This window comes from Nocardia niwae NBRC 108934 = DSM 45340, assembly GCF_001613465.1.
GTDB lineage: Bacteria > Actinomycetota > Actinomycetes > Mycobacteriales > Mycobacteriaceae > Nocardia > Nocardia niwae.
In genome coordinates, this window is sequence record NZ_BDCK01000029.1 from 97,284 (window position 1) to 115,525 (window position 18,242).

Consider the following 18,242-nt stretch of genomic DNA (forward strand, 5'->3'; position numbering starts at 1 on the left):
GCCGGTTGTGTCGGAGACGCCGAGTAGGCTGCTCGCGTGCCCGAACTCCCGCCCGCTTCCACCCTTTTGGCCACCGCCGTGCAGGCGCTCGGCGGCAAGGAGCGCGCCGGGCAGGTGACGATGGCCGCGGCGGTGGACCACGCGATCGACACCAAGGAGCATCTCGCGGTGCAGGCGGGCACGGGCACCGGTAAGTCGCTGGCGTATCTGGTGCCGAGCCTGCGCCACGCCGTGCGCACCGGTCGCACGGTGGTGGTCTCCACGGCGACGATCGCGCTGCAGCGGCAGCTGGTCGACCGTGATCTCCCCCGTCTGGCCGAGGCGTTGAGCGCCCCGCTGGGACGCACGCCCCAGTTCGCGATCCTGAAGGGACGCAACAACTATCTGTGCTTGAACAAGATCAACAGCGCTGTTCCGGACGAGCCCGCCGAGGCGGAGCTGTTCGACGCGTTCGCGATCTCCCGCCTCGGCCGCGAAGTGCAACGGCTCAACGAGTGGGCCTCCGACACCGAGACCGGCGACCGCGACGAGCTCGCCCCCGGGGTCAGCGATCGCGCCTGGCGGCAGGTCAGCGTGTCGTCGCGGGAGTGCCTCGGCAAATCCCGCTGCTCCTTCGGCCAGGATTGCTTCGCCGAGCGCGCCAGGACCGAGTCGGCGCAGGCCGACGTGGTGGTGACCAACCACGCCCTGCTTGCCATCGATGCGATCAGCGGCATCCAGGTGCTGCCCGAACACGACGTGGTGGTCATCGACGAAGCACACGAGCTGGTCGACCGGGTCACCGGCGTGGCCACCGCCGAACTGGCGGCTTCCGCGATCAGCGCGGCGGCCCGCCGCTGCGCCAAGCTCATCGACGAGCAGGAGGTGGACCGGCTCGAGGGCGCCGCCGAGGCATGGCACACCGTGCTGGACGAGCTGCCCGCCGCCCGATGGGACACCTTGCCCGACGGCGTCGCCCCGGTGCTGGCTTTGATCCGCGACGCCGCGTGGAACGCGCGCACCGCGCTCGCGCCGCCGGGCAGCACCACCGCGCAGGGCGATCCGGAGAGTTCCGCGGCCCGCACCATGGCACTGGCCGCGCTCGACGAGGTGCACGACAGCGCGGTCCGCGCGCTCACGGCGTTCGACGAGCCCGATCCAGCCGCGCGCCGGGACGTCGTCTGGCTGGCGGCCGACGAGATCCGCGGGGTGCAGCGCCGCTCGCTGCGCATGGCGCCGCTCTCGGTGGGCGGGCTGCTGCGCAGCAGGCTCTTCGGCACCGCGACCGTCGTACTGACCTCCGCCACATTGCAGATCGGCGGCTCGTTCGACGGGCTCGCGGTCACCTGGGGTCTGCCGTCCCAGGCGGGCAATCGGACCGACCCGGCCACCGCGAACGGCGCGCAGGCGCCGTCGGACGCCGAGACCGTGCGGTGGAGTTCGCTCGACGTCGGCTCGCCGTTCGACCACGCCAAATCCGGAATCCTCTACGTCGCCAAACACCTGCCCGCCCCGGGCCGCGACGGGCTCGCGCCGGTCTACCTGGACGAGATCGAGCGGCTGATCACGGCCGCGGGCGGGCGCACCCTCGGCTTGTTCTCCTCGATGCGCGCGGCGCGCGCGGCCACCGACGCGCTGCGCGACCGGCTACCGACCCCGGTGTTGTGCCAGGGCGAGGACGCGACGGGCGCGCTGGTCCGCAAGTTCGCCGACGACCCGGAGACATCCCTGTTCGGCACGCTGTCGCTGTGGCAGGGCGTCGACGTGCCCGGACCATCGCTGAGCCTGGTGATTCTCGACCGCATCCCCTTCCCCCGCCCGGACGATCCGCTGCTGGCGGCGCGTCAGCGCGCCGTGGAGATGCGCGGCGGGAACGGATTCATGACCGTGGCCGCCAGTCACGCAGCTCTGTTGCTCGCGCAGGGCACCGGGCGGCTGCTGCGCAGCGTCGATGATCGCGGTGTGGTCGCCATCCTCGATTCCCGCCTCGCCACCGCCCGCTACGGCGGATACCTGCGCGCGTCGCTGCCGCCGTATTGGGAAACGGCCGATCCGGAGGTCGTGGTGAAAGCTTTGCGCCGCCTGGCCGCCGCGGCGAAGGTGTGAGACCGGATCTCAGCCGCGCACGGCCACCGCGTCGACCTCGAACAGCATGCCGGGCAGCGCGAGCGCCGCCACACCGGTCAGCGTCTGCGCGGGCGGTCGGTCACCCCAGAGCTCGGCGATCTTCTTCCCGAGCACCGCGAGCTTGTCCAGGTCGTGGTCGACGATGTGCGTTCGCAACTGCGCCACATCGGTGAAGCCCACTCCCGCCGAACGCAAGGCCCTGCCGAGGTTGGCGAACGCGTTGTCCACCTGAACCGCGAAATCCGTACTGGTGGTGTGTCCTTCGGCGTCCGAGTCGTACTGCCCGGCGATGAACACCAGTTCGCCGCGCGCCACCGCCACGTGGCTCTAGCCGAACCCGGTCGGATCGTGCAAACCCTCGGGATTGCTGATGTCGACGGCCATCACTGCTCCTCGTTTGTTCGAAAGTTGCATCACGACGACGATCCCGCCGCCTGCGGTGTGACATGGCGGGCCCGCGTACGACCGCGGCGCGGCGACCGAGGTCACCGCGCCGCGAAGCCGATCGCAGCGGAGGGTCAAAGCACCCACTTGAGGATCAGCGTGAGCACGCCCGTTACAACAGCGAGGATCAATGCACCCACACCCCACACGAATCCGTGACGGCCCCACGGACGCTGGGCGTCCAACGAGAACTTGCCGGGCCCGGTGAAGGGCAGCGCCGCGCCGACCACCGCGAACAGCAGCCCCGTCTCGTACCCGCCGAACAAGCCCATGGCCCAGGTGACGTTCACTGCGTTGATCATCGTGCCCAGCACGATCGCCCCGGCCAGCGGCGTCAGCAGGCCGAGCAGCAGGAGCAGACCGCCACCCAATTCGGTCAGGCCCGCCAGCGTCCCGAACACCTTGCCCGGGTTGTAACCCATCTGCTCGAAGCCGTCGGCGTTGGCCTGCAGACCCGGTCCGCCCCACCAGCCGAAGAGTTTCTGCGCGCCGTGTGCCGCGAGCAGGCCGCCGAAGACCACGCGCACGATCAGCAGGCCGATGTCGGTGGCGACGCCGTCCAGTTCCGTGTCGGTGCCGGTTCTGTCGAGTACGGATTTGATGGTCATGCTGGTCCTCATCCCTGCGCTGTCGTTGCGGGCACGATCGTTACTTCGACGAATAAACGGACTGCGGTCCGTATTCACGAGGGGCAACTGCCTGCCCTCTCGGTCTATTCCACGGGCCGAGAGCGGAGATGGTTCAGCGCGAGAACGCGCGGAGCTACTCCGCGAGGAAGAAGAAATAGCCGAGGAACACCAGCATCAGCGCCCACATCGCCGGGTGCACCTCCCTGACCCGGCCCTTGGCCGCCATCACCACCGGGTACAGCAGCATGCCCATGGCGAGGCCGTTGGCGATGGAATACGTCAGCGGCATCATCACGATGGTGACGAACGCGGGAACCGAATACTCCAGACGGTTCCAATCGATCTGGCCCAGCGCGCGGGCCATCAGGATGCCGACCACGATCAGCGCGGGCGCGGTCACCTCACTCGAACCGGCCACCACCGCGAAGATCGGATAGCAGAACATCGCGAGCAGGAACCAGCCCGCCGTGGTGACGGCGGTAAGCCCGGTTCGTCCACCCGCCGAGACGCCCGCGGTGGATTCCACATAGGCGGTGGTGGTCGAGGTACCGATGACCGCGCCCGCCATGGTGCCCACCGAGTCCGCCGCCAGCGCGCTCGCGGCGCGCGGCAACTTGCCGTTCTCGTCCAGCAGCCCGGCCTGGTTCGCGACGCCGATGAGGGTGCCGGAAGCGTCGAAGAAATCGACGAACAGCATGGTCAGCACCACCACGGCCATCTGGCCGGTGAACGCGTCGGGCAGATGGATGATCGCCTGGCCGAAGGTGTGCTCGAGCCCCTTCGGGGCGGCGAACACGCCCTTGGGCAGATCGACCAAGCCGCTGACGATGCCGACGATCGTGGTCAGCACGATGCCGTAGAGCACCGCCCCGTGCCAGCCCCGCACCAGGAACACCACGGTCACCAGCAACCCGAACAGCGCGAGCAGCGTCGTACCTTCGGTGAAGTCCCCGAGGGTGACCAGCGTCGCCTCGCTGTTCACCACGATCCCGGCATTCTTCAGCCCGAGAAAAGCCACGAACAGCCCGATGCCCGCGCCCACGGCGAGTTTCAACTGCATCGGGATCGCGTTGAGGATGCGTTCACGAATCCGCGTCACAGCGAGGACGAAGAAGATGAGGCCGGACAGGAACGTGCCCGACAGTGCTACCTGCCAGGGAATCCCCATGCCGAGCACCACGGTGTAGGCGAAGAACGCGTTGAGACCCATGCCCGGCGCGAGCGCGATCGGATACCGCGCCCACAGCCCCATGACCAGCGTGCCGAACACCGCGGCGACGGCGGTAGCGGTGAACACCGCCTGCATCGGAATGCCCCTGTCACCCAGCGCTCCCTGGTCGCCGAGCACCGCGGGGTTCACCGCCAGGACGTACGACATGGCCAGGAACGTGACAGTTCCCGCCATGACTTCCCGCTTGACGGTCGAGCCGGTCGAGCGAACCCCGAAGTGCCCGTCGAGGCGTCCTCGGGTCCGGTGCAGAACGTCGGTGACCATGGGTGACTCCAGTCGAGAACGATGCGGGGCGGGCCAAGGGCACGGTAACCGACGGTTCACTGCCAGGGACAACCCGCGGTGGCGCCACCGTGACCGGCGCCACCCGGGCTACGCGCTCGGCGCGGAGACCAACCCGAACTCGGCGTCGGAGGCCAGCAGATCGTTGTGCGGCAGCACACGCACGGTGTAGCCGACCGCGCCGGACAGCGGCAGCGCGGTGTCGACGGTGAACATCTCGGCGCCGGCATCGGACCCGCTGTGCGTCATCGGGACCGTCGTGGTGTCGGACAGATCGTCGGTCGCCGACACCCGGCCGAGCACCGCCTGCACCACCACGTCCGGCACGCTCAATCCGCCCAGCTCGACCCGCGCGGTCAGCGACAGCCGCGCACCGATCACCGGCGTATCCGGCAGCCCCGCGCTGTCCACCTGGATCACCTTGACCGAGGGCCATGCCGACTCGACCCGGTGGCGGTATTCGGCGATGGCCCGCGCGACGGCGAAATCGCCGGCCATCGCCCGCTGATAGGCCGCCGCGGCGGGAGCGTAGTACTCCACCGCGTAGTCCCGGACCATCCGGGAAGCCAGCACCTTCGGTCCGAGGGTTTGCAGCGTGTGGCGAACCATCTCGACCCAGCGCACCGGCATCCCGGACGCGTCGCGCTCGTAGAAGCGCGGCGCCACGGCGCGCTCGAACAGGTCGTAGAGCGCGGCGGCCTCCAGGTCGTCGCGGCGGTGTTCGTCCCGCACGCCTTCGGCGGTCGGAATGGACCACCCGTTCTCGCCGTCGTACATCTCGTCCCACCAGCCGTCCCGGATGGACAGGTTGAGTCCGCCGTTCAGCGCGGACTTCATGCCGGAGGTGCCGCATGCCTCCAGCGGCCGCAGCGGGTTGTTCAGCCAGACGTCGCAGCCCCAGTACAGGTACCTGGCCATCGACATGTCGTAGTCGGGCAGGAAGACGATCCGATGCCGCACCTCGGGGTCGTCGGCGAAGCGCACCACCTGCTGGATGAGCGCCTTGCCGCCGTCGTCGGCCGGGTGGCTCTTGCCCGCGACGACCAGCTGCATCGGCCGCCGCGGGTCCAGCAGCAGGGCACGCAGCCGCTGCGGGTCGCGCAGCATGAGGGTGAGGCGCTTGTAGGTCGGCACCCGGCGCGCGAATCCGACGGTCAGCACGTTCGGATCGAAGACACCGTTCACCCAGCCGAGTTCGGCCTCCGCGGCGCCGCGCTCCAGCCAGGACGCGCGCAGTCTGCGGCGCACCTCGTCGACGAGGATGCCGCGCAGCGTATTGCGGGTCGACCACAGTTCGGTGAGATCGACGTCGCGCAGCCGTTCCCAGCCACGCCCCTCCTCCACCAGTTCCGCGCCGATGTGCTCACGCGCCTTGTCCACCCACTCCCGCGCCGCCCAGGTCGTGGCGTGCACGCCGTTGGTGACCGAGCCGATCGGCACCTCCGCCGGGTCGAAACCCGGCCACAGCGAAGCGAACATCGACCGGCTCACCGCGCCGTGCAACCGCGAGACGCCGTTGGCGCGCTGCGCGAGCCGCAGCCCCATGTGCGCCATATTGAAGACCGACGGATCGGCTTCGCGGCCGAGCGCCACGATCCGGTCCACGGAAAGACCGGGCAGCAGAGCGGATTCGGATTCGCCGTGCGCACCGCCGAAGTAGCGCCGCACCATCGGCATGGGGAACCGGTCGATGCCCGCCGGGACCGGGGTATGCGTGGTGAACACCGTGCCCGCCCGCACGGCGGCCAGTGCGGAATCGAAATCCTGTCCGCCGGCGACGAACTCGCGAATGCGCTCGACGCCGAGGAAACCCGCGTGACCTTCGTTCATGTGGAACACGTCGGGATCGGGCAGCCCCGCGGACGCGGTGAACGCGCGCACCGCCCGCACACCGCCGATGCCGGCCAGAATCTCCTGACGGATGCGATGTTCCTGGTCACCGCCGTAGAGCCGATCGGTGACCGCGCGCAGTTCCGGGTCGTTCTCGGCGATGTCCGAGTCGAGCAGCAACAGCGGAACCCGGCCGACCTGCGCGATCCACACCCGCGCACGCAGCACCCTGCGGTCGGGCATCGCCACGTGGATCAGCACCGGCGAACCGCCGGAGGTGAGCGCCCGCAACGGCAGACCCTGCGGATCCAGCGCCGGATAGTGCTCGGCTTGCCAGCCGTCCGTCGTCAGGGACTGCCGGAAATACCCCGAGCGGTACAGCAATCCCACGCCGATCAGCGGCAGGCCCAGATCGGAGGCTGCCTTCAGATGGTCACCGGCCAGGATGCCCAGACCGCCCGAGTAGTTCGGCAGCACTTCGGTGACCCCGAACTCCATCGAGAAATAGGCGATCCCCCGCACGCCCTCCTCCCCCGCCCGGCGCTGGAACCAGCCCGGCGCCGCCAGGTACTCGCGCAGATCCGCCGCCGCGGCATCGACCCGCGCGACGTAGCCGGCGTCGGCGGCCAGCTCGTCCAGCCGCGCCGCGGGCACCTCGCCCAGGATCCGGACCGGGTCGTGCCCCATCTCCTGCCACCGCCGCGGATCGAGCGCGGCGAACAGGTCCTGCGTCGGCGGATGCCACGACCAGCGCAGATTCGTGGCGAGCTCACCCAGGGCCGCCAGGCGCTCGGGCAGATGGGCACGGACGGTGAAACGACGCAATGCCTTCATTGGGTAGAACCTACACGGCGCCCGGCCCTCGCGCCCTGCGCGACCATGCCCCGAACAACTCTCCGACCAGCATGTTTTCGCACCGGGCGCGTCCGCGGAAGCAGCTCACCCGACCGTGCGTAACGCTCTCTACCGTCACGGATCGGCTACGTGAGGCACCCCGCGCCGGCGTTCCCGCGACCCGATCGAGACCCGCGCTCGCTTGTGAACTCCGGGACGCCGGGCAAACCCACAAGCTGTGCGGACCAACCGGCCGCACCAACCGAATCAGTACGGGAGTGATCGAGATGTGGATGACAGCACACCCAAATCGCGCCCGCGATCGGCGCTGGTCGCGCGCTGGAGCAGCGATCACGGGGTTCGGAGCTTTCGCGGCGGCATTCGTTCTCGTCGCCCCCACCGCCGGCGCGGCGGTAACCACGGCGACCGCGAGCCCGGCTCAAGGCATGAGTTTCGGTTTCGGGAACTACGGCACCAATTGCCAGTACCGGGTGACGGCGACGGTGGACAACAATCCTTCGTCCGATCCCGTTCAGTTCGCCGATAGCGCGGGAGGCAGCTTCTCGCCGAATCCCGCGACGGTCGTCGGCAACCAGGCCACCACCGTCTGGATCCCGGACGCGACCGGGCAGCACACCATCTCCGCGACGCAAGGCACCGGTCCCGCCTGGACCTCACCGGTGATGACGGTGGGCAACGGGATGAACCTCGGCTTCGCGTGCGTGGTCATGCCGTAAGCGGCAGTTCGGGTCGACGCCCGGGCGGCCACGAGCGCACCGTCTGATACGGCGTTGCCGTCCGGGCACCCCGGCCCACCTGCTCGGAAATCGGTGGCCTGAGCAGGCACGAGATGACAGCATCGGCTGATGCCGCACTGGGTCCACGTCCTACCGCAATTCCTGTTGGCCTGCCTGTTCCTCGCCGCGCTGCCGGGTCCGGCGACCGCGCTGTTCTTGCAGCGCGCCGTGCGGGACGGCCGTGCCGCGGGGCTGGCGGCCGTAGCCGGGAACGAGATCGGCGTGCTCGGCTGGACTTTGGCAGGCGGGGCGGGGCTGTCCGTCCTGCTGGTCGCGAACCGGGCCATGCACACGGCCGTGCACGTCGTCGGCGCGCTGGTGCTCATCTGGCTCGGTGTGCAGGCGTGGCGCGGGGCTCGCGACGACGGCGAGTTCGGCACGGCGATGACGAAGATGCTCCCGGCGGGCCGCACGCCCGCCGCCGCATTCCGCGCCTCACTGATCTCCATCGCGGCCAATCCCAAGGCGGCGGTCTTCGGGCTGACGATCCTTCCCCAATTCCTGCCGTCCGACGGTCCGGTAGCGGCGACCGTCGTGATCCTGGCACTCATCCAGTTGGTGATCGACACCGCGTGGTGCGTCGGCGTCGTCCTGGCCGCCGACCGCGCGGGCGCCTGGCTGCGCCGCACCGGCGTCCGGCAGCGGGTGGAGCGCGCCCTCGGCGCCGTCCTTGTCGCACTCGGCCTCGGCCTCGCCGCGGACGCGCGCTGACCGAACTGCCCAGCTCAGCCGCTACTACGGGAGGCCGGAAGCGGGCCCGAAAAACCCGCAGATCGGGTCCGAAAGGCCGGTTACCGGTAGGTTGGTCCCGTGACCGGCCGCATCGCTATCGATGACACTGCCCCGTCCATCCCAGGCGGCCGGCCCGCCAAGGCGGTGGTCGGCGAGGTATTCCCGGTGCGCACCGTCGTGTGGCGTGAGGGGCACGACGCCGTCGCCGCCACGCTCGTCCTGCGCGCTCCCGGCGCCTCGCGGGTCACCCGCATCCGCATGACGCCGGACTACGAACCCGACGTCTTCAACGCGACCTTCACCCCGAACACTCCGGGCGCGTGGACCTACCGGATCGAAGGCTGGAGCGACCCCGTCGCGACCTGGCGCTCGGCTGTCGAAGCGAAGCTGGCCGTCGGGCAGAGCGCCGCCGATCTGGCCAACGACCTGGAGCTGGGTGCCCGCCTGTTCGAGCGGGCGGCGCAAGCGGTCCCGAAGAAGCAGTTCCAGCGTCTGCGCGCGGTCGCGGCGGCGCTGCGCAGCGACGAACAACTGCCCGCGCGGGTTGCCCCGGCCTTCACCGAGGAAGTGGCCGAGATCCTGCGCGCCACACCGCTGCGCGACCTGGTCACGCGCGGTCCGCAGCACACCGTCCAGGTCGAGCGGCACCGTGCGCTCTACGGCTCCTGGTACGAGTTCTTCCCGCGCTCGACCGGCGGACGCGACGCCGCGGGCAAGCCCGTCCACGGCACCTTCGCCACGGCGGCCAAGGAACTCCCGCGCATCGCGGCCATGGGCTTCGACGTGGTCTATCTGCCGCCGATCCACCCGATCGGCGAGATCAACCGCAAGGGCCGCAACAACGCGCTCACCGCCGAGCCGGGCGACGTCGGTTCGCCGTGGGCCATCGGCTCGAGGCACGGCGGTCACGACGCCGTGCATCCGGACCTGGGCACCGAAGCCGATTTCGGCGAATTCGTCCGGGCGGCACGGGAACTCGGCCTGGAGGTGGCACTCGACCTCGCCTTGCAGTGCGCGCCCGATCACCCGTGGGTGCAGGCGCATCCCGAGTGGTTCACCACCCTGCCCGACGGCACCATCGCCTTCGCGGAGAACCCGCCGAAGAAGTATCAGGACATCTATCCGGTCAACTTCGACAACGATCCCGACGGCCTGTACGCCGAAGTCCTGCGGGTGGTCCGGCACTGGATCGGAATGGGCGTCACCATCTTCCGCGTCGACAACCCGCACACCAAGCCCGCCGACTTCTGGGAATGGCTGATCGCGAACGTGTGGCGCACCGACCCGGAGGTCATCTTCCTGTCCGAGGCGTTCACCCGGCCCGCCCGGCTCTACGGGCTCGCCCGGCGCGGATTCAGCCAGTCCTATACGTATTTCACCTGGCGCGTGGCCAAATGGGAGCTGACCGAGTTCGGCAACGAACTGGCCGCGAAGGCCGACGAAGCCCGCCCGAACCTGTTCGTGAACACCCCGGACATCCTGCACGAAAGTCTGCAGCACGGCGGGCCGGGGATGTTCGCCATCCGCGCCCTGCTGGCCGCCACCCTCGCGCCGACCTGGGGCGTCTACTCCGGCTTCGAGCTGTTCGAGCATCAGGCGGTGCGCCCCGACAGCGAGGAATACCTCGACTCGGAGAAGTACGAGCTGCGCCCGCGCCCGTTCGCCGAGTCGCTCGCGCGCGGCGAATCGCTGGAGCCGTGGCTGACCCGGCTCAACGAGATCCGCCGGGCGCACCCCGCCCTGCAACAGCTGCGCTGCCTGCATTTCCACCACGTGGACAACGACGCGCTGCTCGCCTACTCCAAGATCGACCCGGGCAGCGGCGACGCGGTACTGGTCATCGTGAACCTCAACCCCTACGGCGCCGAGTGGGGGATGCTCTCGCTCGACCTGCCCGCGATCGGCCGCGAGTGGCACGACCATCCGGTGGTGTACGACGAGGTCAGCGGCGAGGAATACCATTGGGCCCAGACCAATTACGTGCGCTTGGACCCCGCCCGCGCCGTCGCGCACATCATCGCGCTGCCTCCCGTGTCGCAGCAGGCGCGCACCGAGCTGGCCTACCGCAGGACGCTGCGATGAAACGTCGCGACCTCATGCTGCTCGCGGCGGGCACCCACACCGACCCGCACACCGTGCTCGGGGCGCATCCTCATCCCGACGGCACAGCCGTGCGGGTGATGCGCCCGCACGCCGAAACCGTGTCGGCGCGCGTCGGCGGCGTCGACCATGCGCTGAAGTCCCTGGGCCACGGCGTGTTCGCGGCGGTGCTGCCGTACCCGGAGGTCATGGACTACCGCGTCGTCACGACCTATCCCGGCGGCCAGACGATCGTCAGCGCCGACGGCTACCGCTTCCTGCCCACACTCGGCGAACTCGATCTGCACCTGATCGGCGAAGGCCGCCACGAACGCCTGTGGGAGGTGCTCGGCGCCCACCCGCGCCGCTACACCACCCTCGACGGCGAGGTGACGGGCACGTCGTTCGCGGTGTGGGCGCCGAACGCACGCGGCGTCACCGTGATCGGTGATTTCGACGGCTGGAGCGGCACCACCGCGCCGATGCGCACCTTGGGATCCTCCGGGATCTGGGAAGTCTTCGTCCCGGGTGTCGGGCCGGGGACCAAGTACAAATACCGCGTGCACGGCGCCGACGGACGGACCGTCGACCACGCCGACCCGCTGGCCTTCGCCACCGAACAGCCTCCGGCGACCGCCTCGGTGGTCGCCGAGAGCCATTACGCGTGGCACGACCACGCCTGGCTCGAGCAGCGCGCCGCCACCGATCCCACCCGCGCGCCGATGAGCGTCTACGAGGTGCATCTCGGGTCGTGGCGGCCCGGACTCGGCTACCGGGAGCTGGCCGACCAGCTCGCCGAGTACGTGGAGGCAACCGGATACACCCACATCGAGTTGCTCCCGATCGCCGAACACCCGTTCGGCGGCTCGTGGGGTTACCAGGTCACCTCCTACTACGCGCCGACGGCGCGCTTCGGCTCCCCCGACGACTTCCGCGCATTCGTCGACCGCATGCACGCGGCGGGCATCGGCGTACTGCTGGACTGGGTGCCCGCCCACTTCCCGCGCGACGAGTGGGCGCTGGCCCGGTTCGACGGCACCCCGCTCTACGAGCACGCCGACCCGCGCCGGGGCGAGCAGCTCGACTGGGGCACCTACGTGTTCGATTTCGGCAGGCACGAGGTGCGCAACTTCCTGATCGCCAACGCCCGCTACTGGATCGAGGAATTCCACATCGACGGCCTGCGCGTCGACGCGGTCGCCTCCATGCTGTACCTCGACTACTCCCGCGGCGAAGGCCAGTGGGAGCCCAACGTGCACGGCGGACGGGAGAATCTGGAGGCCGTCGACTTCCTGCAGGAACTCAACGAGACCCTGCACCGGCAGCACCCCGGCGTCGTGACGGTCGCCGAGGAATCCACCACTTGGCCCGGCGTCACCCGCGGCACCGATGTCGGCGGTCTCGGCTTCACCATGAAATGGAACATGGGCTGGATGCACGACACCCTCGGGTTCCTCGGCCGCGATCCGGTGCACCGCTCCTGGCACCACAACGAGATCACCTTCTCGCTGGTGTACGCCTGGAGCGAGAACTACGTGCTGCCGATCAGTCATGACGAGGTCGTGCACGGCAAAGGCACGCTGTGGACCAGGATGCCGGGCGACGACTTCGCCAAAGCCGCGGGCGTGCGGGCACTGCTGGCCTACATGTGGGCCCACCCGGGCAAACAACTGCTGTTCATGGGCCAGGATTTCGGCCAGTTCCGGGAGTGGTCGCACGATCGCGGCCTGGACTGGCAGGAGCGGGACAACCCCCTGCACCGGGGCATCACGACGCTGGTGCGGGACATGAACGCGGTCTACCGCGCCCACCCCGCCCTGTGGAGCCAGGACACCACCCCGGGCGGCTACGCCTGGATCGAGGCCGACGACCGCGCGAACAATGTGCTGGCGTTCCTGCGCTACGGCTCCGACGGCTCCGTGGTGGCCTGCGTCTACAACTTCTCCGGCTCGACCCATGACGCCTACCGGGTCGGCCTGCCACACGGGGGACGCTGGCTCGAAGTCCTCAACACCGACGCCGTGGACTACGGCGGCTCCGGCCTCGGCAATCTCGGCGAGGTGCTGGCGACCGACGAGCCGTGGCACGACCGTCCCGCGTCGGCCGCCGTGGCCCTGGCGCCGCACGCGGCGGTCTGGCTGCGCCACACTTAGCGAGCCGCACGCCGCCCGCGGCCCCGGACTCAGTACAGTGCTGCGGCCAGTTTGCGGCGCGCCGCCACGACGAACGGCTCCGCCTGGTCGAACAGCTCGAACAGCTCCAGCAGACGGGTCCGCGCCTTGGTGCGGTCGTCGCCGGACGTGCGCTTGACCACGCCGATCAGCCGATCGAAGGCCGCCTCCGGACGCTGCTGGAACAGCTCCAGATCGGCGGCGCGGATCGCGGCGTCGACATTCGACGGGTCGGCGTCGGCATCCGCGACGGCCGACTCCGGCAGGTCCTGGGCCCGAGCGAGGAAGCGGAGCTGGCGCAACGCGCCCTTGGCCTCCTCGTTCGCGGGCTCGGCGTCGAGGATCGCTTGGTAGGCCGCCTCGGCGCCGGCCAGGTCACCCTGCTCGAGCGCCGCCTCGGCCGCCGCGAAACGCGGATCCTCGGCCGGCTCCTGCGGCTGCCCGCCACCTTCGAGCTTGCCGGCCACGGCGTCGACCACCGCGTTCAACCACTGCCGCACCTGCGGCTCGGGCTGGGCGCCTTCGAAATCGGCCAGCGGCTGTCCGGCCGCGATCGCGATCACCGTCGGGATGCCCTGCACCCGCAGCGCCTGCGCGATCCGCATATTGGCCTCGGCCTCGACCGTGGCCAGGTCCCAGGCGCCGCCGTCGGCGGCCACCAGACGCTCCAGCGTCCGAACCAGTTCGACGCTGCCCGGGCTGCGCTGCGAGTACAGCACCACCACCACGGGCACCTGCATGGACCGGCGCAGGACCTTGGTCTCGAAATCGGCTTCGGACACCGCATGGTCGCCACCGGCCGCAGCACCCGCGCCTCCCGCGGGCTGCTTCAGGCTGGACAGATCCACCGCACCGGACATGGCGGCGGCGACAGCGGGCGAAGGACGGCGTGCGGCTGGTCGATTCACGACTTCCAGTTTGTCACGAGGTGGCGGATACGGGTGCCCCGGACTCGGCCGAACCGGCGTTGCTCAGCTCACCCAACTGCCCCGAACGCACCGCCCACACTTCGAACAGCACCGTGCAGAACGGCGGGATGCTCGACAGCAGCGCGAGCACGGCGGTCTTGGCATTCCAGCCCAGCTCACGCGCCGCCACGATCGCGGTGATCACGAACAGCACGAACACGATGCCGTGCGTCATGCCGAACACCTTGACCGGCCACAGCACCGGTTCGGGAATCCGCTTGAACACCATGCCGACGATCAGCAGCACCCAGGAGATCGCCTCGAGCACCGCGACGAAACGAAACCGCTTGGCCACCGTGCTCAGGTCGAAGACATTGCCCATGCGCCCCATTCTGCCGGATGCACTACACACTGTCGTAGTGAGATGTGTCTAATTTGCGGCGCCTGCGGCGCCGCGTGTTCGCATGCTCGGTCTCGCTTCGCTCGAAATCGGGGGCTGAGGTGCGCTGGGCACGTCGGCATGCGGACGCGGGAGGAACCGAACCGGTGGCGTTCGCTCGCCGTCGCCAAGCCCTGGCCCACAGGCGAAATCTGCTGTCCGGCCGCTTGCACCTTCCTCGCCTGAGCGGTGGCCGCGAGAACGAATTCCGGCTGCGGATCGACATCTGCCACTTCGCTCGGAAACTCTGACTGGGCTGACGTCCAACGACCAGCGACCGTCTTCCAGGGCGGACCAAACGCCTCGAGCGGTGCGGCAGCCGCCGATACCTCGCCGCGGGCCGGTCGCCGGTCGTTCCGGCCGAGTCGTGCAGCGACAGCGCGCGGTCTCGCTCCAGCCGGAAACCGCCTCCGAATCGGGCAGGGCCCGCTCTTTCGCCCCGCCTCACGCCCAGCGGCGTGCGGAACGGCCGATGGCCCCCCACATCAGGGCGGCCATCGGTCGGTTGTCCGGAACGGGGCGTGTCACCCCGACGAACGTCAGACGCGGACGATCAGTGCGTCGCCCTGTCCGCCGCCGCCGCACAGCGCGGCCGCGCCGACGCCGCCGCCACGGCGCTTCAGCTCCAGCACCAGGTGCAGCAGGATGCGGGCGCCGGACATGCCCAGCGGGTGGCCGATGGCGATGGCGCCACCGTTGACGTTCACCTTCTCCGGGTCGATACCCAGCTTCCGGGTGGACGCCACGCCGACGGCGGCGAACGCCTCGTTGATCTCCACCAGGTCCAGGTCGGCCGGCGAGATGCCCTCGCGCGCGCAGGCTTTGGCGATCGCGTTCGCGGGCTGGTCCTGCAGGGTCGAGTCCGGGCCCGCGACCACGCCCGCGGCCCCGATCTCGGCGATCCAGCTCAGCCCGAGCGCCTGCGCCTTCTCCTTGCTCATCACCACGACCGCCGCGGCGCCGTCGGAGATCTGCGACGCGGTGCCCGCGGTGATGGTGCCGTCCTTGCGGAACGCCGGGCGCAGCTTGGCCAGCGACTCCACCGTGGTGTCGGCGCGAATGCCCTCGTCCGTGGTCACCAGTACCGGATCGCCCTTGCGCTGCGGCACCGCGACCGGGACCACCTCGTCGTCGAAGACTCCGTTCTTCCACGCCGCCGCCGCGCGCTGGTGCGAAGCCGCCGCGAACGCGTCCTGATCCTCCCGGCTGATCCGGTCGGTCTCGTTGCGCGCCTCGGTCAGCGCGCCCATGGCCTGATCGGTGAAGATGTCGTGCAGACCGTCGTAGGCCATGTGATCACGCAGCGCCACATCGCCGTACTTGAAGCCTTCGCGGCTCTTCTCCAGCAGGTGCGGCGCCCGGCTCATCGACTCCTGACCGCCCGCGACGACGATCTCGTACTCGCCCGCCCGGATCAGCTGATCGGCCAGCGCGATCGCGTTGATGCCCGACAGGCAGACCTTGTTCAGCGTCAGCGCGGGCACATCCATCGGGATGCCCGCGGCGACCGCCGCCTGCCGGGCCGGGATCTGCCCCGCTCCCGCGGTGAGCACCTGACCCATGATCACGTAGTCGACCTGGTCGGGCGCGACGCCGCCCTTCTCCAGCGCCGCCTTGATCGCGAACCCGCCCAGATCGGAACCGCTGAAGTCCTTCAGACCTCCGAGCAGCCTGCCGACCGGGGTACGCGCACCGGAGACGATCACGGAAGTGGTCACGACGAGCCTCGCATTCGTAGATCGGACCTGCCCGCGCCCGCACCGGGCACCGCGAGAGCAGGTGTTCTACTCAACGGTAGCGGGTGCGCCCCGCGCGCCCCGTGCCAGGTCGCGCTACGTTCGAAGGGTGAGCAACGTTATCGAACAGTCATCTTTCATCCCGGCGGATTACGTGACCGCCGTCGACCACGTCGGCATCGCGGTGCCCGACCTGGACGCCGCGGTCGCCTGGTACGCCGAGAACCTCGGCATGGTCGAGACCCACCGCGAGGTCAACGAGGCGCAGGGCGTGCACGAGGCGATGCTGTCGCTGCCCGGCGCTCCCGACCGCGCCACTGCCCTGCAGTTGCTGGCGCCGCTCAACGCGGAATCGACCATCGCGAAGTTCATCGACCGTAGCGGTCCTGGCTTGCAGCAACTGGCCTACCGGGTGACCGACATCGAGGCCGTCTCCGCGTACCTGCGCGCCAAGGGCCTGCGTTTGCTGTACGAGGCGCCACGGCACGGAACGGCCGATTCTCGCATCAATTTCATCCACCCGAAGGATGCTGGAGGTGTGCTGATCGAGTTGGTCGAACCGAACGCGAATGTTACGCACTAGTATCGCCGTCAGGCCGGGAAAACTCGTTGGAATGACATTCGCAGTCGAGTCACCATCGGCTGCCCCCAGGCTGTAGTTTGTGTGCCATGTCGTCACCCGAGTCCGATCGCAATCGCTTCGTTGCACTGCCCTTCACCGTTGTGCGCAAGGGTTATGCGCAAGACGAGGTGCGTAATTACTTCGACCGCTTCGACGCGGAACTGAGAGTCACCGCCACCGACCGCGATGCGGCTGCGGCACAAGCACGTAACCTCGCGAGCCAGCTGGAAGACGCGCGCGACGAGATCGACGAGCTCCGTAAGGAGGTCGACCGACTCTCGGTGCCGCCGACCACCGCGGAAGGTATGTCCGACCGCATTTCCCGTATGCTCCGGCTCGCCTCCGACGAGGCGTCCGAGGTCCGTGCCCTGGCCCAGGCCGAGGCTGCGGAGATGGTGTCGATCGCCGAGCAGCAGGCCACCGAGATGCGTGGCAAGTACGAGTCGCTGCTCGCGGAGACCAAGGAGAAGCGCGAGGCGCTCGAAATCGAGTTCGAGCAGACCCTCGCGAACGCACGCACCGAGTCCGCCAAGATCATCGAGGCCGCCCAGGCCGAGGCCGACCGCATCGCGAAGGAAGCCGACGCGAAGCGCAAGGCTACCCAGCAGGACTTCGAGGCCACCATGGCCGAGCGTCGCACCAAGCTCACCCGCGCGATGGAGGAGCTGGAAGCCACCAGCCGCGCCGAGGCCGCCCAGCGGATCAAGGACGCGACCGACGAGGCCAACCGCCTCATCACCTCCGCCACGCAGACCTCCGAGCGCAAGATCGCGCACGCGAAGGAACTGGCCGAGGAGATGCGTGTGCTGCGCGGCCGCGTGCTCGCCCAGCTGCTCGGTATCCGCGGTCAGCTCGACTCGGTGCCCGCGATGCTCGCCGCGGTCAACCGGGAGAGCGAATTGCTGGATGGCGTCCCGGATCAGCGGAAGTCGATCGGCGGCAACACCAAGTCGGTCACCGGTTCCCGGCAGAAGGCGATCCCCGAGGTCGCCACCGAGGACGACGACATCGACGCGGACGAGCGCGAGAGCGCCGACATCAGCAACTGACGTCGGGCCCGACGGCGACAGTAGCGAAATCTCAACAGAATTCACCGAAGGCCGCCCTGCAGGGGCGGCCTTCCCTAATTCCAGCCGCGTCCGAATTCCCACGGCCTCAACGGCATTCGAGAACGCGCTCGGCACTCACCGAACGGTTCTGCGCAGGTCATCTCGGGCAGCATCCCGCTCGACAGCACGCCGTCATGGCACAGGACGCGACCACCCGCGACGACGCGGTCCCGCATTCGGGGTTCCTCGTGCTCACAGCACAGTGGCCTCCGAAACCACCCCACGCGCTGAATACGCCTATCGCGCGCCGCGACTACTGACACAGCCCACGTTGCCCCGACTGGGCAGGGGGT

Annotated in this window: 14 protein-coding genes; 7 read left to right on the forward strand and 7 right to left on the reverse strand. The window is 69.4% G+C overall.

Annotation, left to right across the window (positions count from 1 at the left end):
- Positions 1-36: 36 nt before the first annotated feature.
- Positions 37-2,085 (forward strand): ATP-dependent DNA helicase, encoded by a 2,049-nt coding sequence (locus tag NNI01S_RS20870; protein WP_063021801.1) that lies wholly within the window; start codon positions 37-39, stop codon positions 2,083-2,085.
- A gap of 9 nt (positions 2,086-2,094) precedes the next feature.
- On the opposite strand, the gene NNI01S_RS20875 is transcribed toward NNI01S_RS20870, so the two are convergent.
- The 4 genes from NNI01S_RS20875 to glgP form a co-directional block, all read right to left on the reverse strand.
- The gene (locus NNI01S_RS20875; protein ID WP_245676300.1) at positions 2,095-2,427 is read right to left on the reverse strand and encodes a RidA family protein; all 333 of its coding nucleotides are present in this window, start codon (positions 2,425-2,427) and stop codon (positions 2,095-2,097) included.
- A gap of 197 nt (positions 2,428-2,624) precedes the next feature.
- Positions 2,625-3,158 carry a DoxX family protein gene (locus NNI01S_RS20880; RefSeq protein WP_063021832.1) on the reverse strand — a complete coding sequence of 178 codons (534 nt, stop codon included), beginning with the start codon at positions 3,156-3,158 and terminating at the stop codon, positions 2,625-2,627.
- Between the two features lie 154 nt (positions 3,159-3,312).
- Entirely contained in the window at positions 3,313-4,674 is a 1,362-nt protein-coding gene (locus NNI01S_RS20885; protein ID WP_063021802.1) for an NCS2 family permease, read from the reverse strand.
- Positions 4,675-4,782: 108 nt separating this feature from the next.
- Positions 4,783-7,356 (reverse strand): alpha-glucan family phosphorylase, encoded by a 2,574-nt coding sequence (gene glgP / locus NNI01S_RS20890; RefSeq protein ID WP_063021803.1) that lies wholly within the window; start codon positions 7,354-7,356, stop codon positions 4,783-4,785.
- Positions 7,357-7,802: 446 nt separating this feature from the next.
- Here glgP and NNI01S_RS34655 point away from each other — a divergent pair, with 446 nt between their 5' ends.
- From NNI01S_RS34655 to glgB, 4 genes are all read left to right on the forward strand, one after another.
- Positions 7,803-8,093, forward strand: coding sequence for a hypothetical protein (locus NNI01S_RS34655; RefSeq protein ID WP_157114888.1), 291 nt, complete (start codon positions 7,803-7,805; stop codon positions 8,091-8,093).
- 129 nt (positions 8,094-8,222) lie between these two features.
- Positions 8,223-8,864 carry a LysE family translocator gene (locus NNI01S_RS20900; protein ID WP_063021805.1) on the forward strand — a complete coding sequence of 214 codons (642 nt, stop codon included), beginning with the start codon at positions 8,223-8,225 and terminating at the stop codon, positions 8,862-8,864.
- Between the two features lie 99 nt (positions 8,865-8,963).
- Entirely contained in the window at positions 8,964-10,967 is a 2,004-nt protein-coding gene (locus NNI01S_RS20905; protein ID WP_063021806.1) for an alpha-1,4-glucan--maltose-1-phosphate maltosyltransferase, read from the forward strand.
- Positions 10,964-13,117: a 1,4-alpha-glucan branching protein GlgB gene (gene glgB, locus NNI01S_RS20910; protein ID WP_063021807.1), complete on the forward strand. Its 2,154-nt coding sequence runs from the start codon at positions 10,964-10,966 to the stop codon at positions 13,115-13,117. The genes NNI01S_RS20905 and glgB overlap by 4 nt, the downstream gene beginning before the upstream one ends.
- 29 nt (positions 13,118-13,146) lie before the next feature.
- Here glgB and NNI01S_RS20915 read toward each other — a convergent pair whose 3' ends face one another.
- The 3 genes from NNI01S_RS20915 to NNI01S_RS20930 all read right to left on the reverse strand — a co-directional run bounded on the left by NNI01S_RS20915 (position 13,147) and on the right by NNI01S_RS20930 (position 16,200).
- The gene (locus NNI01S_RS20915; RefSeq protein ID WP_063021808.1) at positions 13,147-13,995 is read right to left on the reverse strand and encodes a tetratricopeptide repeat protein; all 849 of its coding nucleotides are present in this window, start codon (positions 13,993-13,995) and stop codon (positions 13,147-13,149) included.
- A gap of 61 nt (positions 13,996-14,056) precedes the next feature.
- Positions 14,057-14,425 carry a DUF3817 domain-containing protein gene (locus NNI01S_RS20920; RefSeq protein ID WP_435825057.1) on the reverse strand — a complete coding sequence of 123 codons (369 nt, stop codon included), beginning with the start codon at positions 14,423-14,425 and terminating at the stop codon, positions 14,057-14,059.
- Positions 14,426-15,021: 596 nt separating this feature from the next.
- Complete coding sequence (locus NNI01S_RS20930) at positions 15,022-16,200, reverse strand: acetyl-CoA C-acetyltransferase (protein WP_063021811.1); 1,179 nt, start codon at positions 16,198-16,200, stop codon at positions 15,022-15,024.
- A gap of 127 nt (positions 16,201-16,327) precedes the next feature.
- Between NNI01S_RS20930 and mce the strand changes: the two genes are divergently transcribed.
- Positions 16,328-16,801: a methylmalonyl-CoA epimerase gene (mce, locus tag NNI01S_RS20935; protein WP_174554448.1), complete on the forward strand. Its 474-nt coding sequence runs from the start codon at positions 16,328-16,330 to the stop codon at positions 16,799-16,801.
- Between the two features lie 86 nt (positions 16,802-16,887).
- Positions 16,888-17,889, forward strand: coding sequence for a coiled-coil domain-containing protein (locus NNI01S_RS20940; protein WP_063021812.1), 1,002 nt, complete (start codon positions 16,888-16,890; stop codon positions 17,887-17,889).
- Positions 17,890-18,242 lie beyond the last annotated feature (353 nt).